Source organism: Methylobacterium brachiatum (genome assembly GCF_900113845.1).
Taxonomy (GTDB): Bacteria; Pseudomonadota; Alphaproteobacteria; order Rhizobiales; family Beijerinckiaceae; genus Methylobacterium; species Methylobacterium brachiatum.
On the sequence record NZ_FOQW01000004.1, the window covers coordinates 305027 to 327568 of the forward strand.

General features: G+C 67.7%; 19 protein-coding genes and 1 pseudogene. 13 read left to right on the forward strand and 7 right to left on the reverse strand.

Going from position 1 to position 22542, the window contains the following annotated elements; all coding sequences use genetic code 11:
* Nucleotides 1-32: 32 nt before the first annotated feature.
* Nucleotides 33-929, reverse strand: coding sequence for an amino acid ABC transporter substrate-binding protein (locus BMZ47_RS05720; RefSeq protein WP_091859579.1), 897 nt, complete (start codon nucleotides 927-929; stop codon nucleotides 33-35).
* A gap of 839 nt (nucleotides 930-1768) precedes the next feature.
* On the opposite strand from BMZ47_RS05720, the gene BMZ47_RS05725 reads away from it, so the two are divergent.
* From BMZ47_RS05725 to BMZ47_RS05735, 3 genes are all read left to right on the forward strand, one after another.
* The gene (locus tag BMZ47_RS05725) at nucleotides 1769-2953 is read left to right on the forward strand and encodes an aminotransferase class V-fold PLP-dependent enzyme (protein ID WP_091859581.1); all 1185 of its coding nucleotides are present in this window, start codon (nucleotides 1769-1771) and stop codon (nucleotides 2951-2953) included.
* A gap of 130 nt (nucleotides 2954-3083) precedes the next feature.
* Entirely contained in the window at nucleotides 3084-4385 is a 1302-nt protein-coding gene (locus BMZ47_RS05730) for a dicarboxylate/amino acid:cation symporter (RefSeq protein ID WP_007565509.1), read from the forward strand.
* A gap of 299 nt (nucleotides 4386-4684) precedes the next feature.
* A complete protein-coding gene (locus tag BMZ47_RS05735; protein WP_091859583.1) occupies nucleotides 4685-6049 on the forward strand; it encodes a D-serine ammonia-lyase in 1365 nt (454 codons plus the stop codon).
* 371 nt (nucleotides 6050-6420) lie between these two features.
* Here BMZ47_RS05735 and BMZ47_RS27870 read toward each other — a convergent pair whose 3' ends face one another.
* Complete coding sequence (locus BMZ47_RS27870; RefSeq protein ID WP_167369000.1) at nucleotides 6421-7335, reverse strand: LysR substrate-binding domain-containing protein; 915 nt, start codon at nucleotides 7333-7335, stop codon at nucleotides 6421-6423.
* 182 nt (nucleotides 7336-7517) lie between these two features.
* Here BMZ47_RS27870 and BMZ47_RS05750 point away from each other — a divergent pair, with 182 nt between their 5' ends.
* Nucleotides 7518-8780 carry a serine hydroxymethyltransferase gene (locus tag BMZ47_RS05750; RefSeq protein WP_091859586.1) on the forward strand — a complete coding sequence of 421 codons (1263 nt, stop codon included), beginning with the start codon at nucleotides 7518-7520 and terminating at the stop codon, nucleotides 8778-8780.
* A gap of 72 nt (nucleotides 8781-8852) precedes the next feature.
* Here the strand turns inward: BMZ47_RS05750 and BMZ47_RS05755 are convergent, their stop codons facing one another.
* The gene (locus BMZ47_RS05755) at nucleotides 8853-9293 is read right to left on the reverse strand and encodes an Lrp/AsnC family transcriptional regulator (RefSeq protein ID WP_091859589.1); all 441 of its coding nucleotides are present in this window, start codon (nucleotides 9291-9293) and stop codon (nucleotides 8853-8855) included.
* A gap of 227 nt (nucleotides 9294-9520) precedes the next feature.
* Between BMZ47_RS05755 and BMZ47_RS05760 the strand changes: the two genes are divergently transcribed.
* The 9 genes and pseudogenes from BMZ47_RS05760 (at nucleotide 9521) to BMZ47_RS29290 (ending at nucleotide 19626) form a co-directional block, all read left to right on the forward strand.
* Nucleotides 9521-10777 carry a D-amino acid dehydrogenase gene (locus tag BMZ47_RS05760; RefSeq protein ID WP_091859592.1) on the forward strand — a complete coding sequence of 419 codons (1257 nt, stop codon included), beginning with the start codon at nucleotides 9521-9523 and terminating at the stop codon, nucleotides 10775-10777.
* A 42-nt stretch (nucleotides 10778-10819) separates the two neighbouring features.
* On the forward strand, nucleotides 10820-11959 hold the full coding sequence (gene alr / locus BMZ47_RS05765; protein ID WP_091859780.1) for an alanine racemase: 1140 nt from the start codon (nucleotides 10820-10822) through the stop codon (nucleotides 11957-11959).
* Between the two features lie 141 nt (nucleotides 11960-12100).
* A complete protein-coding gene (locus tag BMZ47_RS05770) occupies nucleotides 12101-13009 on the forward strand; it encodes a LysR family transcriptional regulator (protein WP_007567217.1) in 909 nt (302 codons plus the stop codon).
* A gap of 93 nt (nucleotides 13010-13102) precedes the next feature.
* Entirely contained in the window at nucleotides 13103-13987 is an 885-nt protein-coding gene (locus BMZ47_RS05775) for an NAD(P)-dependent oxidoreductase (RefSeq protein WP_091859595.1), read from the forward strand.
* Nucleotides 13987-15525, forward strand: coding sequence for an aldehyde dehydrogenase family protein (locus BMZ47_RS05780; RefSeq protein WP_091859598.1), 1539 nt, complete (start codon nucleotides 13987-13989; stop codon nucleotides 15523-15525). The genes BMZ47_RS05775 and BMZ47_RS05780 overlap by 1 nt, the downstream gene beginning before the upstream one ends.
* Nucleotides 15526-15700: 175 nt before the next feature.
* Complete coding sequence (locus BMZ47_RS05785; protein ID WP_091859601.1) at nucleotides 15701-17062, forward strand: DUF3100 domain-containing protein; 1362 nt, start codon at nucleotides 15701-15703, stop codon at nucleotides 17060-17062.
* 66 nt (nucleotides 17063-17128) lie between these two features.
* Complete coding sequence (locus tag BMZ47_RS05790) at nucleotides 17129-18292, forward strand: M20 aminoacylase family protein (protein ID WP_091859603.1); 1164 nt, start codon at nucleotides 17129-17131, stop codon at nucleotides 18290-18292.
* A 129-nt stretch (nucleotides 18293-18421) separates the two neighbouring features.
* Nucleotides 18422-19342, forward strand: a pseudogene (locus tag BMZ47_RS05795) (IS481 family transposase).
* Nucleotides 19343-19560: 218 nt separating this feature from the next.
* A complete protein-coding gene (locus tag BMZ47_RS29290; RefSeq protein WP_425285054.1) occupies nucleotides 19561-19626 on the forward strand; it encodes a hypothetical protein in 66 nt (21 codons plus the stop codon).
* Nucleotides 19627-19657: 31 nt separating this feature from the next.
* Here BMZ47_RS29290 and BMZ47_RS05805 read toward each other — a convergent pair whose 3' ends face one another.
* The 4 genes from BMZ47_RS05805 to BMZ47_RS05820 form a co-directional block, all read right to left on the reverse strand.
* Nucleotides 19658-20047: a hypothetical protein gene (locus BMZ47_RS05805; RefSeq protein WP_091859605.1), complete on the reverse strand. Its 390-nt coding sequence runs from the start codon at nucleotides 20045-20047 to the stop codon at nucleotides 19658-19660.
* A gap of 49 nt (nucleotides 20048-20096) precedes the next feature.
* Nucleotides 20097-20762 carry an acyl-homoserine-lactone synthase gene (locus BMZ47_RS05810; protein ID WP_091859609.1) on the reverse strand — a complete coding sequence of 222 codons (666 nt, stop codon included), beginning with the start codon at nucleotides 20760-20762 and terminating at the stop codon, nucleotides 20097-20099.
* Nucleotides 20763-20851: 89 nt separating this feature from the next.
* A complete protein-coding gene (locus BMZ47_RS05815) occupies nucleotides 20852-21589 on the reverse strand; it encodes a helix-turn-helix transcriptional regulator (RefSeq protein ID WP_091859614.1) in 738 nt (245 codons plus the stop codon).
* Between the two features lie 615 nt (nucleotides 21590-22204).
* Entirely contained in the window at nucleotides 22205-22423 is a 219-nt protein-coding gene (locus BMZ47_RS05820) for a hypothetical protein (protein ID WP_244536737.1), read from the reverse strand.
* Between the last annotated feature and the right edge of the window lie 119 nt (nucleotides 22424-22542).

Genomic DNA, 22542 nt, shown 5'->3' on the forward strand with positions numbered 1-22542 from the left:
CCTTCGTGACGGTGCGCGGCGGGCGGGAGCGATCAGAAGTCGAGGGCGTCGCTCGGATGCGCGACCCGCTCCTTCAGGGCGTCGCTCATCGGGAAGTTGAGATTCTCGCCGTTCGGCGGGATCGGGCTCTCGAACCACTTCGCGTAGAGCTTGGTGAAGGCGCCCGAGGCCATCAGGCCCTTGAGCACGCCGTCCGCGAGGGCCTTGAACTCCGGATCGTCCTTCGGGAGCATCAGGCCGTACGGCACCTTCTCGTAGGTCTCGGGCAGGAACGCGAAGGCCGCCGGGTCCGGGGCACGCGCCCGGAGGCTGGCGAGCAGGATGTCGTCCTCCATGAAAGCGGCCGCCCGCCCGCTCTGGAGCATCAGCATCGATTCGGCGTGGTCCTTGGCCTGGACGATCGCGAAGGTCGCGCCCTTGGCCTTGATTCCCTGCGCGAAGCCGACGGCGTTCGAGCCCTGCGTGACCACGATGGTCTTGCCGTCGAGCCCCTTCACGTCCTGGATCCCGGACGATGCCTTCGTCATCCACCGGGCCGAGCTGACGAAGGTCGCGACCGTGAACGCGACCTGCTTCAGCCGAGCCGCGTTGCTGGAGGTGCCGCCGCATTCGATGTCGACGGTCCCGTTCTGCATGAGCGGGATGCGGTTGGACGAATTCACCGATTGCAGGGTGACGGCAAGCTTATCGAGCTTGATGTCCTCTTTGATCTTGTCGACGACTTGCGCGCACAGGTCGAGCGAGAACCCGACCGGCTTCTGATCCGCCCCCAGATACGAGAACGGGATCGAAGATTCGCGATAGCCCAGCGTGACGGTCCCGGTGCGCTTGATCTTGGCCAGCGTCGGACTTTCCGCCTGCGCGGCAGTCGTCAACAGACCAAAAGCTATCGCGCACGACAGCTTAACGAATTGGTTACGGGCGTACATGCGCATCTCCGAATTTCAACAGCAATCCAAGAGATTCGGACCCACCCTCGGATCGCTGACGGGCTTTCGATCTCTGGACGAGAATAATTCCAAGCGTTCGCGACCGGAACGAGTCGTGAATTACTGCGGCGGGACCAAGTAGCACCTCGACGCAGTTATGGCGAAAGAGCTATTGTGCCGTCAATATGGTCTCGGAAAATGATATTTTTTGTCTCATGCACTGCGGACCGGCAGCGCGAGTTTTAGAGCCGTCACGTCCTCAAGCCTCTGATCGAGCGAGATAAAATCTGTCCGTATTTTGAGACTGTCTCGCGGTGAGGCTCGGCGCGCGACCGAGCCCTTTGCCCAGCCGGCAACCATTCGGCGGTGAATTAATTCGCAGGTGCACAGGCGAGAACCATTTGAATGCTACGATGCGAAACCTTGAAATCTGCGCCATCGACGGAGCGGCTTCAATGCGCCCTGTCTCGAAATCCGATTGGAATCTCATAAATTGATACAGCGCTGAAGATAGTCGAAAGAAAGACTTTGCAGGTCGGCGGCGGTGATATTAGGGCTTGCCGGCATGGAGGCTGGTCCCGCTGAAGGATCAGCCCAGTTATCAGCCCACGTCATTCTTCGATCGCAGACGTCGTCATCGACCGCTCGGCATTTGGCGACCCATGCGCGTCCACCGATTCCCCCCCCCCGGGAGCGGAGCGAGAACGATCAGGAATTCGCGCGCCTCGACCGTCCCGGCTCGCGGCTGCGATCCCGCGCCCAGGGACAGCGCCGGGGCATGCCCGACCGGCTCGCGTGCCGTCAGCCGACCTTCATCGACTTCATGCAGGAGTGTAGACATGACGCAGCATTACGACGTGGCCGCCGTCCGGAAGGAGTTTCCCGCCGCCGACTCGATCGTCTACCTCGACTCGGGCTTCCAGACGCCGCTCGCGCGCCCCGTGAAGGAGGCCTACGAGCGCTTCCTGCGCGAGGGCTATGAGACCGCCGGCCCCAAGCAGGTCTGGCTCAACCGCCTGGAGGAGACCCGCGCCAAGCTCGCCCGCTTCATCGGGGCGCGGCCCGAGGAGGTCGCCTTCACCAAGAACACCTCCGAGAGCATGAACATCGCCGCCAACGCGCTGCCGCTGCGCCCGGGCGACAAGGTCCTGCTGATCGACGGCGACCATCCCAACAACGCCTACGCCTTCCTCAACCTGAAGAAGAAGAAGGGCGTCACGGTCGCGTTCATCCCGATGACCGAGGTCATCGATGCCGAGAGCTTCCGCCCGCATATCGACGCAAACACCCGCGTCATCTCCATGTCGCAGGTGACCTTCCATGCCGGGCATCGCTTCGACGTCGAGAGCGTCGGCCGGCTGTGCAAGGAGAAGGGCCTCTACTTCGTGGTCGACGTCATGCAGGGCATCGGCGTCGTCCCGCTCGACGTGAAGGCGCTCAACGCCACCTTCGTCGGCTCGGGCACGCATAAGGGGCTGCTCACGCCCCAGGGGCTCGGCCTGCTCTGGTGGGACGCGAGCCGGACCGAGCTGGAGCCGGCCTACATGGCGGCGATCAGCCTGGCCGAGCCGCCGGCGGACTTCATCGCCCGGCCGGACAACATGGCGCTGGCCGCCTCCGCCGGGCGGTTCGAGCTCGGCAACTTCAACCTGCCGGCGATCCAGGGTCTCGGGGCGGCCCTCGACCTGATCGGCTCCGTCGGCGTCGAGAAGATCCAGGCGCATTGCTTCGCACTGGGCGACTACCTGATCGAGCAACTCGACCGGGAGGGTATCCGGCTGGTCGGCCCGCGGGAGCGGCAGCACCGGGCGCCGCACATCTACGTCATCGCCCTGCCGGCCGATCACTGGCTGGACTACCTCACCCAGAGCGGCATCCGCGTCTCGCCCGAGCGCGACGGCATCCGCGTGTCCCTCGGCATGTTCAACACGCCCGCGGACATCGACCGGCTGATCGAGGCGATCCGCCACCGGGAGAACCCCGCCGCCTCGGAAGCGCGAACGAGCGCCCTGGCCAAGCTCTGAGCGGATCGCTCCCGCGCGCTCCGGGCGGGAGCCATCCCCAGGAGATTCGGCGGCCCCGGCTCGGTCACCCGTGCCGGGATGTAGAAGCATCGCGATGAAGACGATGCACACAGAACCGAGGAACAGGCCCATGCAGGTCGATGCCCGCCCGGATCGGGATCCGAACCGGCTCACCCTGTACATCATGGTCGGCTTGGTCCTCGGGATCATCTGCGGCTATGCCTGCCATGCCCTGGCTCCCGATGCCGCCGCGGCAAAGACGATCGCGGGTTACTTCTCGGTCCTGTCCGACGTCTTCCTCCGGCTCATCAAGATGGTGATCGCGCCGCTCGTCTTCGCGACCATCGTGTCCGGCATCACCAGCCTCGGCGCCTCCGGGGGAGCCGTCGGGCGGATCGCCGCGAAGGCGCTGGGCTGGTTCATCTCCGCCTCGCTCGTCTCCCTGTTCGTCGGCCTCGTCATCGCGCATGTCGTGCAGCCGGGCCACGGTCTCGGCCTCGCGGTACCGGAGGTGGGCACCAACCCGAACATCCAGGCCACCGGCCTGACGCTCAAGGGCTTCGCCTCGCATCTCGTGCCGAGCAGCATCGTCGAGGCGATGGCCACGAACGAGGTGCTGCAGATCCTGGTCTTCTCGACGTTCTTCGGCTTCTCCCTCGCCGGCCTGAAGGGGACGGTGGCCGGCACCATCGCGACCGCGATCGACGAGCTGGTCCCGGTGATGCTGCGATTCACCGATTACGTGATGCGGTTCGCCCCGATCGGCGTCTTCGCCGCGATGGCCTCCGTCATCACCACGCAGGGTCTCGGCGTCCTGATCACCTACGGCAAGTTCATCGGGGCGTTCTACCTGGGGCTCGCGTTGCTCTGGGCGGTCATCATCGCGGCCGGGAGCGTCGTGCTGGGCAAGTCGATCGGCCGGCTCCTGCGCCTGTTGCGCCAGCCGATGATGATCGCCTTCTCGACCTCCAGCAGCGAGGCCGCATTCCCGAAGATGATCGAGCAGCTGATGCGGTTCGGCGTGTCCGAGCGCATCACCGGCTTCGTCCTGCCGCTGGGCTACTCGTTCAACCTCGACGGCTCGATGATGTACCAGACCTTCGCGGCCCTGTTCGTCGCCCAGGCCTACGGCATCGACATGCCGCTCTCGACCCAGATCACCATGCTGCTGGTGCTGATGGTGTCGAGCAAGGGGGTGGCCGGCGTGCCGCGGGCATCCCTGGTCGTCGCCGCCGCAACCCTGCCGATGTTCGATCTGCCGACCGCCGGCCTCGCGCTCCTGATCGGCATCGACCAGTTCCTCGACATGGGGCGGACCATGACGAACGTCATCGGCAACGGCGTGGCCACGGCGGCGGTGGCGAAATGGGAGGGCGAGCTCTCCGAGGGACCGGTCATGCCGGAGGCGCGCGAGCCCGCCGTCGCTGCCTGAAGCCGGTCGCATCCCCCAACAGCAGTCGGAGGCTTTCACCGAGCGACGCCGGGCGTGCGGGTCACCCTCGAGGCGGGACTCTGTGCTGCCCGGGACAGGACGAACACCATCGGGTCGGCGGCGCTCGGGCCGTCTGACTTCGGAGCCGCGAGCATCAGGCCGGTGTGCAGGCCGCACCGATCAACGGGAAGGTGTGCGCTCGCGGCGTCCCGGTTTATGACACGGCCTGACCCGCCGGCTGCGGCTCGGCGGCCGCGGAGGTCGCCGGGCCGGAGCGCCGACCAGCCAGGACCCTCACGATGACCCGGCAAGCCCCCGCGATCCAAGGACGGCCCCTCGACGCGTGGCTCGCCACCCATCCCCTGATCGGCGACCTGATCGCCGGCCGGGAGACCGCGTGGTTCAACCCCGGCATCGCGCCCGCCGCGACCGGGCTCGCCGATGCCAGGCTCACGATGTCCGATGTCGAGGATGCGAGCGCGCGATTGGCGCGCTTCGCGCCGCTGCTCGTTCGGTTCTTCCCGGACCTCGCCGCGACCGCGGGGATCATCGAATCGGACCTCGTCGAGGTGCCGGCCTTCGCGGAGGCCCTCCGTCGGCGCTACGGCTATGCGGGCGGGGGCCGGCTTCTGCTGAAGAAGGACAGCCACCTGCCGGTCTCGGGCTCGATCAAGGCGCGCGGCGGCATTTACGAGGTGCTCAAGCGGGCCGAGACCCTGGCCCTCGGGGCCGGGCTGATCGCGGTCGGCGACGATTACGCGGCGCTCGGCGAGGACAGCGTGCGCGCCTTCTTCGGGGATTACAGCGTCGCGGTCGGCTCGACGGGCAATCTCGGCCTGTCGATCGGCATCATGAGCGCCAAGATCGGCTTCCGGACCACGGTCCACATGTCGGCGGATGCCCGGCATTGGAAGAAGGATCGCCTGCGCGCCTCCGGGGTCACGGTGGTCGAGCATATCGGCGATTACGGAGCGGCCGTCGCCCAGGGGCGTGCCGAGGCCGAGGCCGATCCGAACTGCCATTTCGTCGATGACGAGCACTCCAAGGACCTGTTCCTGGGCTACGCGGTCGCGGGCTTGCGGCTGAAGCCGCAGCTCGCAGCCCTCGGCGTGCCGGTCGATGCGCAGCATCCGCTCTTCGTTCACCTGCCCTGCGGGGTCGGCGGCGGTCCGGGCGGGGTCGCCTTCGGGCTCAAGCTGGTGTTCGGCGATGCGGTTCGCTGCCTCTTCGCAGAGCCCACGCCCTCGCCCTGCATGCTGCTCGGCGTCTATACGGGCTTGCACGACGAGATCTCGGTCCAGGATTTCGGGATCTCCAACGCGACCGTCGCGGACGGGCTGGCGGTGGGGCGGCCGTCGGGCTTCGTCGGTCGGGCCATGCAGCGCCTCGTGGATGGCTATCTGACGGTCACCGACCAGGAATTGCTCGACCTCCTGGCCCTGCTCAAGGCCAGCGAGGACCTGATGCTGGAGCCCTCCGCCGTAGCGGGCGCACCCGGCCCCTCCCGGATCGTGGCCGACGCCGCCTATCGCGCCCGCATGAACCTCGACCGCGACCGCTTGGACGCCGCCACGCACATCATCTGGGCGACGGGCGGCAGCATGGTTCCCCCGGAAGAGGCGCGCAAATACCTGCGGGGCGCCGGCGAGGCGGCAGCACGCTAGGGGTGTCCCGGTTCATCGTGGGTGATCGGCGAGCAGGCGGCACGCCGTTCGGAGCGGAGAACGCCGCCATCGACCGGTCGAGGTGGGTTCTGACGGTCCGCCGGCGGGCGCACGCAGACGACGGATGGCGGGGATGATCCGGTCGGCAGGGGCGATAGCTCCGCACGTATCCCCGGATGAGCGCTCGTATCCCTCCGCTAACCGTCGGTGACGTGCCGAGCCGGCTGGGGCGCGTGGTTCCGGGATCCGCGCCAGGATCGTGCCGCCCGGATCGCACCCGGCCGTGCTCGGAGCGTCGCGGCGGCGGTCCGAGGAATGCGCGATCGCTGAGGCCGGACCTGGTCCGGCCGGCGATCGGATTCCGCCGACGCTCATCGCCCCGCGGGCGCCGGGGCCGTCTCACGCAGCCATGCGACCACGGCTTCCGTCCCGGCATCGCGCCTGCGCCCCTCGGGCAGGATCAGCGAGAGCGGCGGACCGCGCAGGGCAGCCCCATCGATCGGTGCCAGCAGACGCCCGTCCCCGAGGGGCGCCTGCAGGAGGCTGCTATGGCCGATCAGGATTCCAGCCTCCTCGATCGCCGCCTCCACGGCCATGCTGTAGAGCGAGAAGGTCGATCCGCGGCGGGCGTCGACCTGCCTGCCGCCGGCATGCCTCAGCCATCGTGCCCAGTCGTTGCGCCATCGCGCATCGTGCAGCAGCGTCATGTCGGCCAGGCCCGCCAGATCCAGGCTGCCCTCGCGGTCGGCCAGGAGTTGGGGCGCGCAGACCGGAAACAGCTCGTCCTCCACCAGCGTCTGGGTGCTGCAGTGGGGAACATCCGCGTCCGCGAAGAACAGGCCGAAGTCGAAAGGGTCCCGCGCGAAATCGGGGGGATCCTCCAGCGCGACCACCGAGAATGCGAGGTTCGGGAACGCCTTGCGCATCGCCCCGAGACGGGGCGAGAGCCACAGCTGCGCCACGCACGGGAGGGCCGCGATCTGGACCTCCTGGCGATCGGCATGCCGACGGAGCCCGTGCGCCGCGCCGGCCAGGGCATCGAACGCCGCGACCAGGCGCGGCAGCATCGCCCGGGCCTCGCTCGTGAGCTGCAGGCCCCGCGCCTTCCTGTGAAACAGCGGCTTGCCGACCCAGTCCTCCAGCGCGCGGACCTGCTGCGCGATCGCGGCCGCGGTGACGCAGAGTTCGTCCGCCGCGCCGACGAAGCCCTCGTGGCGGGCGGCCGCCTCGAAAGCGCGCAGCGCGTTGAGCGACGGGAGGGACGGCCGCGGCGGCGAGAGGGACATTGAAGGCCTAGCTGAGCTTGGTCTCGCCCGCAGGATATTTCGTTTGCGGGCCCTCGGCAAAACCCCCATCCCGGGGGCGATCACGGATCGCGGAACGGCGGTCGCCGGCACGCCCTCGGGGCGCCGCGACGGATCGCCGACCCGCATCCTCCCCTGTTCCCGCGCAGCATGGGCCTGGCGACATGACATACCTCCACAAGGGCTACTTCACGGAAGGGCTCGACGCCGATCCCGAGCTCGCCGCCTCCATCCGCGGGGAGCTGCGCCGCCAGCAGGAGGGGATCGAGCTGATCGCGTCCGAGAACATCGTGTCCCGCCTCGTGCTCGAGGCGCAGGGCTCGGTCCTCACCAACAAGACCGTCGAGGGCTTCGCCTTCGCCCGCTATTACGGCGGCGCGGAATTCGCCGACGCGGTGGAAGACCTTGCCCTCCGGCGTGCCAAGAAACTCTTCGGCGCGCGCTTCGCGAACGTGCAGTCGCATTCCGGATCGAACGCCAACGGCGGCGTCTTCCTCGGGCTGCTGAAGCTCGGCGACACCATCCTGTCGATGAACACCGCCGCCGGCGGCCATATCAGCCACGGCCACCCCGCGACCTTGACCGGGCGGGACTACAACATCGTCCGGTACGGCGTGAACCGCGAGACCGAGCTCGTCGACCTCGATGAGCTGCGCAGCCTCGCCCGTGAGCACAAGCCCCGGATGATCATCGCGGGCGGGTCCGCCTACGCCCGGGTCCTGGACTTCGCCGGATTGCGCGCGATCGCCGACGAGGTCGGCGCCTACCTGGTCGTCGACATGGCCCATTTCGCCGGGCTGGTGGCCTCCGGGATCTATCCCGATCCGCTGCCGCACGCGCACGTCGTGACCTCGACCACCTACAAGTCCCTGCGCGGTGCGCGCGGCGGCCTGGTGCTGTGGAACGACGCGGCGCTGAGCGACAAGATCAATTACGGCATCTTCCCGGGCGTCCAGGGCTCGGTGATGCTGCACATCGTGGCCGCCAAAGCGGCCTGCTTCGGCGAAGCCCTCCGGCCGGAATTCAAGGGCTACAACCAGGCGGTGCTCGACAACGCCCGTATGCTCGCCGCCACCCTGTCGGAAGCCGGCATCCGCCTGGTCGCCGGCGGCACGGATTGCGGGCTGATGCTCGTCGATCTCGTCAACCAGGGCATCACCGGCGACATCGCCGCGAAGGCGCTGGAGCATGCGGGGCTGGCGGTGAACAAGAACCAGATCCCGTTCGACGAGCGCCCCCCGGAGGCACCCTCGGGCCTGCGCCTGTCCAGCAACGCCGGCACCGCACGCGGCTTCGGGACCGAGGAGTTTCGTGCGATCGGCACCTGGATCGCCCAGATCGTCAAGGCTCCGTCCGACGAAGCCCTCATCCGCTCGATCCACGGGCAGGTCTCGGATCTCTGCGCCCGCTTCCCGATCTACGCGTGATCGACCCGGCGCCCCGCGGCTCGCGCAGCCGGGGGCGCCGATCAGGGCCAGCGGTTGCTTCACGATGCAAGGTCAGCGCCCGACGACGCTCCGGATCGTGAAGCTGGATTGGATCCGGGACACGCCCGGCAGCTTCGACAGCACGGATCGGTGGAGCCGCTCGTATTCCCCGGCATCGGCCACCCGGATCTTCAGCAGGTAATCCGAACTGCCGGTCATGAGGTAGCAATCCTGGATGTCCGGGCAGCGGCGGACGGCGGCCTCGAACCGGTTCAGGTAATCCTCCGTCTGCCGCTCCAGCTCGATCTGGGTCATCACGACGAGGCCCGAGGCGGCCGATGCGTCGAGCAGGACGGTGTAACCCCGGATCGTCCCGTCCCGCTCCAGCGTCCGCAGCCTGCGCAGGCAGGCGGAGGCGGATAGGCCGACGCGCTTGGCCAGGGCCGCGTTGGGCATCCGGGCATCCTCGCGCAGGGCGTGGATGATGGCGGTATCGATCGCATCCTGTGGCATGGCGCAACGATCTGTCGCCCGGTCGCAAATCCTGTTGTTGCATGGCATCGCTTTCGCAGACCATGCAACATGTTCGCAGCATCGTGCGCGGGTTTCGATGTTCGATACACCTCGGCCCGGGACCGCGCGACGCGGGTCCCGCGGACCCCGCCGAGCATTCCGCGATCGCGGCGCTCGGGCGGCGGGTGAGCGCCGAATGCGGATGTTCGGCGCCGTGGAGAGCGGACATGCGGGTCTTGGTCCTGGGAAGCGGCGTGGTCGGCGTGTCCTCCGCCTATTATCTGGCCAAGGCCGGCCATGAGGTCACGGTGATCGACCGGCAGCCCGCCTCGGGCCTGGAGACCAGCTTCGCCAATGCCGGGCAGGTCTCGCCCGGCTATTCCGCCCCCTGGGCCGCGCCGGGCATTCCGGTCAAGGCGATGAAGTGGCTGATGATGCGCCACCGCCCCCTGGTCCTGTGGCCCTCCGTCGAGCCCCGCCTCTACGGCTGGCTCGCCCGCATGCTGGCGAACTGCACGGAGGAGGCCTACACCCGCAACAAGGGGCGGATGGTGAGGCTCGCGGAATACAGCCGCGACGTCCTGCGCGACCTGCGCGTCGAGACCGGCATCGCCTACGACCACCGCGAACGCGGCACGCTGCAGCTGTTCCGCACCCGCAAGCAGCTCGATCACGTCGGCGACGACACCAAGGTCCTGGACGCCTACGGCGTCGCCTATCAGGTCCTGGACCCGGCGGGCTGCGTCGCCGCCGAGCCGGCGCTCGGCCGGGTGAAGGACAAGATCGTGGGCGGGCTGCGTCTCACCGGGGACGAGACCGGGGATGCCCACCTGTTCACGCAGAGGCTCGCCGCCATCTGCGAGGAGCTCGGCGTCACGTTCCGCTACACCGTGACGGTGACGGGGCTCCAGGCTTCGGGCGGCCGCGTGACCGGCGTCGCCTGCGGGTCCGAGGTGCTGCACGCCGACGCCTATGTGGCCGCGATGGGCAGCTTCACCCCGGCGCTCCTGCGACCGCTTGGGCTGAACCTGCCGATCTACCCGGTCAAGGGCTATTCCCTGACGCTCCCCGTGACGGATCCGGAGGCGGCTCCCGTGTCCACGGTGATGGACGAGACCTTCAAGGTCGGCCTGACCCGGCTCGGCGACCGCATACGGGTCGGCGGCACCGCCGAGCTCGCCGGCTTCAGCCAGGCCCTGCGCCCGCCCCGTCGCGCGACCCTGGAGCGCTGCGTCCACGACCTGTTTCCGGCCGGGGGCGACCTCAGCCGGGCGACCTTCTGGACCGGCCTGCGCCCGATGACGCCGGACGGGACCCCCATCGTCGGCGCGACCCGGTACGACAACCTGTATACCAATACCGGCCACGGCACCCTCGGCTGGACCATGGCCTGCGGGTCGGGCCGGCTCCTCGCGGACCTGATGTCCGGCCGGGCGCCCGACATCGCCCACGACGACCTCGCCGTCAGCCGTTACGCGGCCTGAGGCCCGGTGGACGCGCGCGTGCGGGATCGGGAGACGACGGGGGTGCAGGCGTTCGACAAGGGCGGGAATCCGCATGCGGGGGCGATTCTGACGGTCGACCTCGACGCCATCGCGGCCAATTACCGGCTCCTGTCCCGGCGCCTCGGGACGGCGGAATGCGCGGCGGTGCTGAAGGCGGACGCGTATGGCCTGGGCGCCGCGCGCGTCGCCCCCGTCCTGTCCGCGGCCGGCTGCCGAACCTTCTTCGTGGCCCATCTCGACGAAGGGATCGCGCTGCGGCGGCACGTGCCCCGGGAGGCCGCCGTGTGGGTCCTGCACGGTGCCCCGCGCGACGCTGAGGCCGAATGCCTGGCGCACGGGCTGGTCCCGGTCATCAACACGCCGGGCCAGCTCGCGCGCTGGGCCGCGTTGGCCCGGGCGCGCGCCTGCAAGCTACCGGGGCTGTTGCAGGTCGATTCCGGCATGAGCCGCTTCGGCCTGTCTCCCGCCGAAATCGCGGCCGTCGCGGATCGGGCGGGCGAGCCCGATGCCGTGGACTGGCGTCTGGTCATGAGCCACTTGGCCTGCGCGGACGCCCCCGACAGCGACGCGAACCCGGCGCAACGGACCCGGTTCGAGGATGCGCGGCGGCGGCTCCCGCCCATGCGCGCCAGCCTCGCCGCCTCCTCCGGGATCTTCCTGGGGGCGGATTACCATTACGATGTGGCGCGGCCGGGCGCGGCCCTGTTCGGGGTGGCGCCCGTTGCGGGGCGTCCCAACCCGCTGAAGCCCGTGGTCAAGCTGGAGGCCCGCGTCCTGCAGGTGCGCGACGTGCCGGCCGGCACGGCGGTCGGATACGGCTACACCGCACGGACCGCGACCGCGTCGCGCCTCGCGACCGTGGCAATCGGCTATGCGGACGGGTTCCTGAGGAGCGCCAGCGGGCGGGGCGCGGCCTGGGCGGGCGGGGTCGCGCTGCCCATTCTCGGCCGGGTGTCGATGGACAGCATCGTGGTGGACGCCTCGGCGCTCCCGGCCGGGGCGCTGGCCGAGGACGACGCGGTCGAGATCATCGGCCCGCACCGCTCCCTGGACGCGGTCGCGGCCGATGCCGGCACCATCGGCTACGAGGTGCTGACCGGCCTGGGCGATCGGTTCGACCGCCGATACCTCCACGGGGCGGACGCCGCCGCCCCGACGTGAGGGACGGGCGGCGGGCCTCGACCATAGGCCACCGGCCGCGCCGGACAGGCGAAGGTCGTTGGGCAGAAGCCGTGGTTCGGGCCTGCCGATGCCTGCGCATGCCTTGATATGCGGGGGACCAAAGCGCACGCTTGCCCGGCGATGAACGATCGAGCGCTGCGATACTTCCTGGCCGTCGTCCGGACCGGCTCCGTCCGAGGCGCCGCGGAAGCGCTCAACGTCGCGGCCTCCGCGGTCAGCCGCCACATCAGCGAGATGGAGGCCGAGTGCGGCGAGAATCTCCTAGAGCGGCTGCCGCGCGGCGTCGTGCCGACGGAGGCCGGGCGCATCGTCGCCCAGCACGCCCAGCGCCAGGCCGACGAGGCCGCCCTCCTTGAGGACAACCTCAAACGGCTGCGCGGCGTCCAGCAGGGAACGATCCGGCTGACCTGCGGCGCAGGCTTCCTGGTCGACCTGCTCGATAACGGCCTGGCCAACTTCGTCACCGCCTATCCCGGAATCTCGTTCCAGGTCTCCCTCGGGACCACGGACAGCGTGCTGTCAGCGGTCGCCCAGGGCGATACGGATATCGGTCTCGCCTACAACCCGCCGGCCCATCCGGACGTGCGCGGCGTCGTGTCGGCGCGGCAGCCGCTGCTGGCCGTCCTCCCGAAGGACCATCCCCTCGCCGGCTCCTCGACCCCCGTGGGCCTGCGCACCTTCGCCTCCGAGCCGGTCGTCCTGCTTCCCTCCGACCACGGCGTGCGCCAGCTCCTGGGACGCGTCGAGGCCGATGGCGGCTTCCGGCTCGTCGCGCGCCTGGAGACCGCGTCGTTCGAGATGCACAGGCGCTTCGTGACGGCGGGATTGGGCGTCGCGTTCCTGCCGCGTTTCGCCGTCGCGGCCGAATTGCAGACCGACGCCGTCACCGTCCTCCCGTTGCTCGACCCGGTCCTCTCCGAGGCGAGCGCGCACCTCGTCGTGCGCTCGGGACGGCGGCTGCCGGAAGCGATGGGCCGGCTGCTGGGCTGGCTCACCGAACACCTCGTCGCCTTCCAGCCGCAGCGCTGAGTGTTGCTTTAACAAGAACGATTTGTTCGAAAAGCAATTCTTGTAGCGACCGCATCGGCGATCGATACCATTTCCTAAACGGGAGGTATCGCGATGAATATTGAGACGGTCGGCGTCGTCGGGCTCGGCAATATGGGCCTCGGCATGGCGGCGACCTTGGCCCGGAAGGGCTTCAAGGTCATCGGCTACGACATCAGCGACGCCCGGCGTGCCGCCATCGAGGCGGCCGGCGTCTCATTCGTCCCGGACCTGACCGACGTCCTGCGTCGCGCGGATGCCCTGGTCTTCTCGCTGCCCCTGGCCCGCGATGTCGAGGCCGTGGTGACGGCGGAGGGCGGGTTGCTGTCCCGGACCGACCGGAAGGTCGTCGTCGTCGATACCTCCACCTCGGATCCCGGCACCACCCGGCGGCTGGCCGCCCGCCTCGAACAGGCCGGTCATGCCCTGCTCGACGCGCCGGTCAGCGGAGGCCCCTCGGGGGCCGCCGAAGGCACGTTGACGATGATGGTCGGCGGCTCGGAGGCCGACTACGCCCTGGCCGAGCCGGTCCTGTCGGCGATGTCGGCCCGCGCCCCGCATGTCGGGCCGTCCGGCGCCGGCAACATCGTCAAGCTCGTGAACAACCTCCTCGTCGCCGCCCACCTCGTGACCACGGGCGAGGCGATGCGCCTGTCGGAGGCGGCCGGCCTGTCGGCCGAGGAGGCGATCAAGGTCGTCAACACCGCCACGGGGCGCAGCGCGATCAGCGAGGTGATGTTTCCCCGCTGGATCCTGTCGAACAGCTTCGACAGCGGCTTTGCCGCGGGACTGATGCGCAAGGACGTGCGCCTCGCCATGGAGCTGGCCGCCGAGAGCGGCGCCGACCTGCCGCTGTCCGCCCATGTCGCGCAGATCTGGGCGACCACCCGCGAGGCCATCCCGGACGCCGCGGACTTCACCCGCATGGCCGATTACCGCACCACGAACGGAGCGAAGTGATGTCGACCACCGTGCCAGGCGATGCGGCGCAGCGCATCTCGGAACTCCTGTCCGCCCTGTCCCTCGGCGGCCCCATCGGCAGCGTCGTGTCCGGCGAGGTCCATGCGGGAACGGGTGAAACCCTCGATCTCGTGAACCCGGCGGACGGCCGGGTGGTGGCGCGCTTCGCGGATGCCGGCGCGTCAGTCGTGGATGCCGCCATGGCGGCGGCCCGGCCCGCCCAGCGGACCTGGTGGGGCATGACGGCGGCGGCCCGCTGCCGGGCGATGTGGGCGGTGGCCGCCCTGATCCGGCAGAACGCCGAGGCGCTGGCCGAGCTGGAGACCCTGTCGGCCGGCAAGCCGATCCGCGACACGCGCGGCGAGGTCGGCAAGGTCGCGGAGATGTTCGAATACTATGCCGGCTGGTGCGACAAGCTGCACGGCGAGGTCATCCCGGTCCCGACCTCGCACCTGAACTACACCCGCGCCGAACCGTTCGGCACCGTGGTGCAGATCACGCCGTGGAACGCCCCGATCTTCACCGCCGGCTGGCAGATCGCCCCGGCCATCTGCGCCGGCAACGCGGTCGTCCTGAAGCCCTCCGAGCTGACGCCGCTGACCTCCCTGGCCCTCGGGATGCTGTGCGACCGGGCCGAGGGGATCCCGCGCGGCCTCGTCTCGGTGCTGGCGGGCGCGGGCCCGACCACCGGGGCGGCGGCCGTGGCCCATCCCGACACGCGCCTCGTGGTGTTCGTCGGCTCGGCGGAGGCCGGGGCGCAGATCGCGGCGGCCGCCGCCCGCAACATCGTGCCGAGCGTGCTCGAGCTCGGCGGCAAGTCGGCCAACATCGTGTTCGCGGATGCCGATCTCGACCGGGCCCTGGTGGGCGCGCAGGCGGCGATCTTCGGCGGTGCCGGGCAGAGCTGCGTCGCCGGCTCGCGCCTCCTCGTCCACCGGTCGGTGCACGCGGATTTCGTCGAGCGGCTGTCCTACGCCGCGGGCCGCATCCCGGTGGGCGCGCCCACCGACCCGACGACCCAGATCGGGCCGATCAACAACCGCCGGCAATGGGACAAGATCGCCGCGATGGTGGGCCAGGCCGCGGATGCCGGCGCCCGCATCGCCGCGGGCGGCGCCTGCCCGGCCGACCTGCGGGACACCGGCGGCTTCTACTTCGGTCCGACCGTGGTCGACGGCGTGGCGCCCGATGCGGCGATCGCCCGGGACGAGGTGTTCGGCCCGGTGCTGACCGTCCTGCCGTTCGAGACCGAGGAGGAGGCGGTCGCGATCGCCAACGCCACGCCGTTCGGCCTCGCCGGCGCGGTCTGGACGAACGATGTCGGCCGCGCCCACCGGGTCGCCGCCGCCGTCCGGGCCGGGACGTTCTGGGTCAACGGCTACAAGACGATCAACGTCGCCTCGCCCTTCGGCGGCTTCGGCCGCTCCGGCTTCGGCCGGTCCTCCGGGCGCGAGGCGCTGATGGCCTACACCCAGACCAAGAGCGTGTGGGTCGAGACCGCGGCCCAGCCCGGCGTGGCCTTCGGCTACGTCGGCTGACGCCGAAAGGGGCCGCCAAGACGCTGCCGCCGCATCGACGCTTCCGTCCCCCCGCGGGCCCCTCACGAGGTCCGCGGGAGCCGACGGCGGCGCAAGAACAACGAACAAGAACAACAATCAAGAACAACAATCAAAACCAGACGCGCCGCGACCCGTCGCAGGGAGGACAACAGCCATGGCACAGGAAGCAATCCATCGCGGGCCGATCCCATTCGAGGCCGCCCCGACCGAGAGACCGAGCCGCGCCCGGCTGTTCCTCATTGCGCTGGTCATCGTCGTCATCGCCGAGGCCATCGGCAACATCAACATCCCCGTCGGGACCGGAAAGATCGTCCTGCTGCCCCTGCTCTGGGCCCTCCTGCTCGGCGGAGCCCTCGGCCTGGCGAGCCCCCGGCTTCCGGCCCTCCTGCGCCTCAGGTCCTCGACGCAATCGGCCGCGGCCGCTTTCCTGCAGCCGGCCCTCCTCATCTTCATCGCGAAGCTCGGCCTGCTGGTCGGCGGCTCGCTGCCGAAGATCTTCGCGTCGGGATGGTCGCTCGTGTTCCAGGAGTTCGGCCACTTCTTCGGCACCATGGTGTTCGGCCTTCCGGTCGCGCTCCTGCTCGGCATCAAGCGGGAGGCCATCGGCGCGACCTTCTCGGTCGGCCGGGAGCCGAGCCTGGCCATCATCGGCGAGCGCTACGGGATGGATTCTCCCGAAGGGCGCGGCGTGCTCGCGGAATACCTCACCGGTACGGTGTTCGGGGCGGTCTTCATCGCCGTCCTCGCCGGTCTCGTCGCCAGCCTGAACATCTTCAATCCGCTCGCCCTCGCCATGGGGGCGGGCGTCGGGTCCGGCAGCATGATGGCCGCCGCGTCGGGGGCCATCGCGGCGCAGCAGACGCCCGAGGTGGCCAAGGACGTCGCCACCTTCGCGGCGGCGAGCAACCTGATCACCACGACGATCGGAACCTACTTCACGCTGTTCCTGTCACTGCCCTTCACGATCTGGGCCTACGGCAAGCTCGAACCGATCCTCGGGCGCAACCGGCGCGACACCGTCCGGGAACCATCGGCCGCCGCATTGGCCCCGGCGCATGAGGAAACAGCGATCGGGTTCGCCGAGATGCTGGTGGCGTGGGTGCTGATCGGCGCCTACGGGCTCATCGGCAACTATCTGACCTACGGCGTGATCCCCGACGCCGCGGTCGTGGGCGGGATGGCGATCATCATCGGGGTCGTGATCCTCGGCTGGGGCCTCTACGTGCTCTCGGCGCGGAAGCTTCCCGCGGTGATCTGGGTCTCCCTGATCGGCATGGCGCTGACCTATCCGGCGATGCCCTACGCGGCCGAGATCGCCGCCATGACCGGCAAGATCAACTTCCTCGCCCTGGCCACCCCGATCCTGACATTCGCCGGCCTGTCCATAGCCAAGGACATCCCCGCCTTCCGGCAATTGGGCTGGCGCATCGTCGTGGTCTCGTTCATGGCGAATGCCGGTACATTCCTGGGCGCGACCCTGATCGCGCAGTTCTGGATGCACGTCCCGGTGACGTGAGACGCGGATCGACCGACGCGCAGGGATGGCCGGGATCGGACCTGTGACGGCCAGGGAGCGGACGGCATGAGCATAGACGCGGACATCCTCGGCCGCATGGTCGCCTGGCGGCAGGACCTGCACGCCCATCCGGAGCTGGCCTTCGCGGAGGTGCGCACCGGGGATCTGGTCGCGCGCGAGCTCGCCGCCTGCGGCTTCGAGGTCCATCGGGGCCTGGGCCGGACGGGCGTCGTCGGGACGCTGCGCCGGGGCGAGGGCCCGGCCGTCGGCCTGCGCGCCGACATGGACGCGCTGCCCATCCAAGAGGCGACCGGCCTGCCCCACGCCTCCAGGACCCCGGGCGTGATGCATGCCTGCGGACACGACGGGCATGTCGCGATGCTGCTCGGCGCCGCCAGCCAGCTCGCGCGCGCCGAGACCCTGCGCGGCACGATCCACGTCATCTTTCAGCCGGCCGAGGAATGCGAGGGCGGCGGCCGGGCGATGGTGGAGGACGGCCTGTTCCGGCTGTTCCCCTGCGACACGGTCTGGGGCCTGCATAACTGGCCGGGCTTGCCGCTCGGGGCCTTCGCGACCTGCCCGGGCCCGATCATGGCCTCGCTCGACACGTTCGAGATCCGCGTGCGCGGCTCGGGCACGCATGCCGCCATGCCGGAGCGGGGCATCGACACGCTGGTGATCGCCTCCGAGACGGTCCTGGCCCTGCAGACCATCGTCAGCCGCCGGCTCGCCCCGCTCGATCCCGCGGTGGTGAGCATCACCCAGATCCACGGCGGCGACGCCTGGAACGTGATCCCGGACCTCGCCACGATCCGGGGGACCGTCCGCTGCCTGTCCGAGAGCGTCCGCGGCACGGTCGCGGCTCTGATCACGGAGATCGCCACGGGCATCGCCCGTACGCATGGCGGCGACGCCGAAATCGACTACCACACCGGATACCCCGCCACGGTCAACGACCCGGACGCCGTCCCGCTCGCCCTCGCCGCCGCGGCGCGCGTGCCGACCATCCCGGCCCGGCACGGAACCGTCGCGCCGTCGATGGCCTCGGAGGACTTCGCCTACATGCTGCAAGCCTGCCGCGGGGCGTATGTCTGGCTGGGCACTGACGGTGCTCAGCCCGGCCGCCCGCTTCACAATCCCGGCTACGACTTCAACGACGACGCCCTGCCCATCGGCGCCGCGTACTGGGTCGCCTTGGCGACCAGCATTCTCGAAGCGAAGCGGGCGTAGGGCTGCCGAGCCCTCAGCTCTAAACGCCCGCTCCGGCGAGGTTGCCATGCGGGTTCGGATGCCTGGGTTGGGCGGATGTTTGGTCGCGCTGTGTGGTGGTACGAATGATGCCGCCTGGAGGGACGCGCTATGGGACAGGTTCTCCAAGGCAGCGCAACGACTGTGCAGAAGTGGCGCGCAGTCCAACCAGCACGGATGTGCGGATGGGACCGAAGGAGCCCCGCTCCCGCGTGCTCAGCCTGGAGGACGAGGCGGTGATCGTCGCCGGACCGGTGGCATACCCTGTTGCCGCTCGACGACTGCCTCTACGCCCTGCAGCCGAGCCTGCCGCATCGGACCCGTTCGTCGCTGCATCGCTGCCTGCAGCGTCACGGCATCAGCCGCCTGCCGGATGTTGACGGCGACAAGCCCAAGCGCTCGCGCTTCAAGGCCCACCCAATCGGCTACTTCCACATCGACATCGTGCAGGTCAGCACCCAACAGGGCAAGCTGCACCTGTTCGTAGCCATCGACCGCACGAGCAAGTTTGCCTTCGTTCAACGGCATGAGACGGCAACACAGCGGATCGCGGCAGCCTTTCTCCACGATCTGGTCGCTGCCGTGCCGTACACGATCCACACGGTGCTGACGGATAATGGCATCCCGTTCGCCGACAATCATCCGGTGGACGAGGAGGCCGAGGCCAAGGCGGTTGCCTACTGGGCGCCCCAGGATCGGCCGCGCATCTACCGCTGGCACTCGTTCGATTGGGCCTGCGAGCAGACCAAGATCGAGCATCGCCTGACCAAGCCGCGCTGCCCGTGGACGAATGGTCAAGTCGAGCGGATGAACCGAACCATCAAGGACGCCACGGTCAAGCGCTACCATTACGCCAGCCATGACGAGCTCCGGCAGCACCTGCAGCTGTTCGTGGATGCCTACAACTGCGGCCGCCGGCTCAAGACCCTGCGCGGCCTCACGCCCTACGAGCATATCCTGCAGGTCTGAACGAAAGGGCCCGAACGCTTCAGGCTCGATCCGCCACATCAGACCGTGGGATCAAACACCTAGAGATAACGTCGCTGCCTGCTTACCTTGATGTAGGTCTCATCCATACGTAGGAATCCACCATACGGCTTGGCGGCTTACGAGACCTACGCAGCCGCTGATCGGGCAGATGGACCGCACGCGATCAGGACCACTGATGGCGGCCCTGGACGCTTGCAATGCTCGTGGTGCCGGCTCGGGCCAGGCTCGTCGCTCGGCGCGAGTGGGGTGCGAAATTCGAGATGCGTATCCCCCGCTACACGACGCAGGTCAGCGAGTTGCCGACGGCCTACGCTCGGCCAGGATGAGCCACGGCGATGGCCGTCGTAGCCTAGTTGGCTAACGCGCGCGCCGTGCTGCCTCCCCCGCAATCGGCAGATCGTGGGTCATAAGGAGGGCGATCCTGATTGCCTGCTGGACGGTCTCATTCGTCAGCGCGGGGATCGCTTGCCCTCTGACCGGCGACCGGATCAGGCGTTCCTCTTTCGCCAGTCTGATCAATATAGCCTCGATCTGTGCCTCGATGGTCGAATCAGCCTCGACCTCTAGGTCGAGGATGCCCCGTCGCTTCAACGTGGTATTCACCTGCTCGGCCAGCCTGATGAACGCCTGCCCGATATCCTCCAGCGTGGTCGCCAGTTGGAAGGGCAGATGCGGAGAACCGCAGAGTTCCGTGATGAGTGCCTCGTAGAGCGGAAAGGCGACCTCTTTATAGGCTCGGAAGAACAAGACGCTCCGCGCAGCTGATGATGGCATCGGATGAGCCCCTTCTACAGAATCAATTCTGTTGAGCGGCATAAGCGGGCCTGTCGGATACCGAGCGGAGGCGGAGATCGCTCGGCACATCGAGGTGCGCGCCGGGTAAAGCTGCCAAAGCTGCTTGCGCCGCTTTCAGGGTTTGTGATGTCAGGCGCGCGTAGACGGAGACAAGTAGCGCTCCCGCATAGATTGTCGGCAATGCGAGGGGCTCTACTTCCCAGCCCGTCTCGATCAGGCGCGCGACTAGGGCTGGATGCGTCTGGACGAGCAACCCCTCTAGATCCAGCGCCTCTGCTGCCTGGGCGACGGCGCCCATGAACGCGTTCGAGAATGTGTTGCCGTCCGCAAACTCCCGCCGCTTGGGGACAACGGACTGGCGCGTCCATTCGTAGATCCGTGGGCCGGCTGGTGCCTTCACGCCCTGCATGATCTCGGGGTAGAGATCCGAGAGCAGATGGGCGCGGCTGGTCGGCAGGAGGCGGGCATACGCCACGATCTCCCCGTGCTCCTCTCCGAGCACATGGAATGTATCCGAGGCATCGAACTGATCGCGCTCGCGATGATCAGGCTTTCGGCACGCTTCCCATCCGAGCCGTTCGACAAAGTATGAATGCCGAAATTTGTATATCCGATCAGATAGCTGCAGATCGGTGAGGTCGATGTGTCCAGGAACAAGTCTAAACATTGCACATACCTATCAAGGGAGTGCAATAGATCTCCTGCTGGCTGTGGTCTGGGTATGGGTAAAATTACCCTAACGAAATTACGGGCGAATTATGTTATGATGCCGCGTCGTATAGCTTCAGCAACGCATTGAACGCGACTGACCGCTTGCAATTTATTACTGGCGCTTTCCAAGTGATGCTCGACAGTCCTGCGGGAGATTGAGAGAATTACTGATATGTCCCATGCTGTCTTGCCAGCAGCCGACCATTTCAGGCATTCGATTTCCCGAGCTGTCAGTGGGCCTTTCGGTTCTTCATTCGCAATGTGGCCTGCATGGCAATGGACGATCTTGCGCGCCGCCGACAGGGCGTAGATGGCCACGAGGTGCAGTGCCGCGCGCTCATCCGGCGAGAGTTCCAGTCGTTCTCCGCCGAAGCTGATACAGGCCTCGCCGCCGTCATAATGATGAAGCGGAACACAGAAACCTTTGCTCAGACGGAAGGCGCGCGCTTCGTCGAACACGATTTGGCCGCTGGCCATCTCGGGCGCTTCCGCAACTTCCTGCCAGAGGAATGGATCAATCACATCTCTCATGTGACGGAGGACGGGATCGATGTGGATATAGCCCTTTGCCTGGTAACGACGCTCCCACTCGGTGGGCCACCCTGAGACCATCACGCAATCTTGCAAGGTCTGGTGCTGTGATCTCGGGAGATAGCCAGCAACAAAGGCGTCGTAGCCGAAAACTCCTCCGCTCCTTTTTAGTATATTTGAGATATCGGCAACGCACTTGGAGTTTCTGAAGCCTGCTATAATATCAAAACATATTTCTCGAGCGGACAACATCTGCTGATGGCTTCTATGATAAGGAAAGACGTGCGTTAATGTCGTGTGACCGCAGAATTCCTATGATACTCTGAGCTTAATGACAAATTAATTAATATTCCATTGATCATGGTTTGAATATCGGAGATTTTTGATGCGTCAGGATCGCAAAACATGGGAATTGCTGCAGGAAATCGCAGAAATCACCGGAACTGATGCAAATACATTCTTTGCCAGAAGGGATCGTCCCGCGCCGGATGATAGGTCAAGATTTTCACAGGTGGTTCGAAGGGCTGTAATGCTACCCCGACTCTTAAGAGCATTCCTGGCTTTGCCTTGCACCGAGAATTGCCTTTCGACCCTTCGGATGATGGAGGCGATGGGGGCACGTGCGAGTGTTATAAATGGCAAAAACGCTCTTCAGGCCAAGTCTTTACGTTGATTCGTGTGGGGGCTGACTCTTCCTCCAAGCCTGTGAGGTGCCAGCAGATCGGGGTGTGACACCGGGGCGGGCCGAGGCGCTGGCGGGCGTAGGTTGCAACTATGGCCAGCGGTCGAGCCGCCCCTGGCTTGGCGAGGCAGACGTTGAATTGAGTGGCCGGTAAGCCGGCGAGACCACAATCGAATTCGGTCGAGCTACTGCAAGCGAACGGGCCCCTCCATCAGGCCCAGACGCAGGGCCAGCGTCATTAGATCGCCGCTGGTGATCCACTTACCGTCGACTTGCCATCGCTCGAACTTGACATCGGGCTCGATGATACAGTCACTGGACCGCAACGCCTCGACGGCTTCGACGACCGGATCGTGGCTTTCAGGCATTTTTGCACCGGCCGTGTCAGCGGATTCGCGGTGCATATCATACCGCGTCTTCGGGTCGACATGATGCCTTTGGCGTTCTGGCGTCCGTTCAAATCCTCTGGGCGAAATGAAGCAGCCTGCTACGCGTTCTTGCGGCGAGGCCTCGTTCGTGAAGG

What these genes read in the sequence shown, in the direction of transcription:
- BMZ47_RS05720 (WP_091859579.1), bottom strand. Translation starts at nt 929, where the DNA reads ATGTACGCCCGTAACCAATTCGTTAAGCTGTCGTGCGCGATAGCTTTT.
- BMZ47_RS05725 (WP_091859581.1), top strand. Translation starts at nt 1,769, where the DNA reads ATGACGCAGCATTACGACGTGGCCGCCGTCCGGAAGGAGTTTCCCGCC.
- BMZ47_RS05730 (WP_007565509.1), top strand. Translation starts at nt 3,084, where the DNA reads ATGCAGGTCGATGCCCGCCCGGATCGGGATCCGAACCGGCTCACCCTG.
- BMZ47_RS05735 (WP_091859583.1), top strand. Translation starts at nt 4,685, where the DNA reads ATGACCCGGCAAGCCCCCGCGATCCAAGGACGGCCCCTCGACGCGTGG.
- BMZ47_RS27870 (WP_167369000.1), bottom strand. Translation starts at nt 7,335, where the DNA reads ATGTCCCTCTCGCCGCCGCGGCCGTCCCTCCCGTCGCTCAACGCGCTG.
- BMZ47_RS05750 (WP_091859586.1), top strand. Translation starts at nt 7,518, where the DNA reads ATGACATACCTCCACAAGGGCTACTTCACGGAAGGGCTCGACGCCGAT.
- BMZ47_RS05755 (WP_091859589.1), bottom strand. Translation starts at nt 9,293, where the DNA reads ATGCCACAGGATGCGATCGATACCGCCATCATCCACGCCCTGCGCGAG.
- BMZ47_RS05760 (WP_091859592.1), top strand. Translation starts at nt 9,521, where the DNA reads ATGCGGGTCTTGGTCCTGGGAAGCGGCGTGGTCGGCGTGTCCTCCGCC.
- BMZ47_RS05770 (WP_007567217.1), top strand. Translation starts at nt 12,101, where the DNA reads ATGAACGATCGAGCGCTGCGATACTTCCTGGCCGTCGTCCGGACCGGC.
- BMZ47_RS05775 (WP_091859595.1), top strand. Translation starts at nt 13,103, where the DNA reads ATGAATATTGAGACGGTCGGCGTCGTCGGGCTCGGCAATATGGGCCTC.
- BMZ47_RS05780 (WP_091859598.1), top strand. Translation starts at nt 13,987, where the DNA reads ATGTCGACCACCGTGCCAGGCGATGCGGCGCAGCGCATCTCGGAACTC.
- BMZ47_RS05785 (WP_091859601.1), top strand. Translation starts at nt 15,701, where the DNA reads ATGGCACAGGAAGCAATCCATCGCGGGCCGATCCCATTCGAGGCCGCC.
- BMZ47_RS05790 (WP_091859603.1), top strand. Translation starts at nt 17,129, where the DNA reads ATGAGCATAGACGCGGACATCCTCGGCCGCATGGTCGCCTGGCGGCAG.
- BMZ47_RS05810 (WP_091859609.1), bottom strand. Translation starts at nt 20,762, where the DNA reads ATGTTTAGACTTGTTCCTGGACACATCGACCTCACCGATCTGCAGCTA.
- BMZ47_RS05815 (WP_091859614.1), bottom strand. Translation starts at nt 21,589, where the DNA reads ATGTTGTCCGCTCGAGAAATATGTTTTGATATTATAGCAGGCTTCAGA.
- BMZ47_RS05820 (WP_244536737.1), bottom strand. Translation starts at nt 22,423, where the DNA reads ATGCACCGCGAATCCGCTGACACGGCCGGTGCAAAAATGCCTGAAAGC.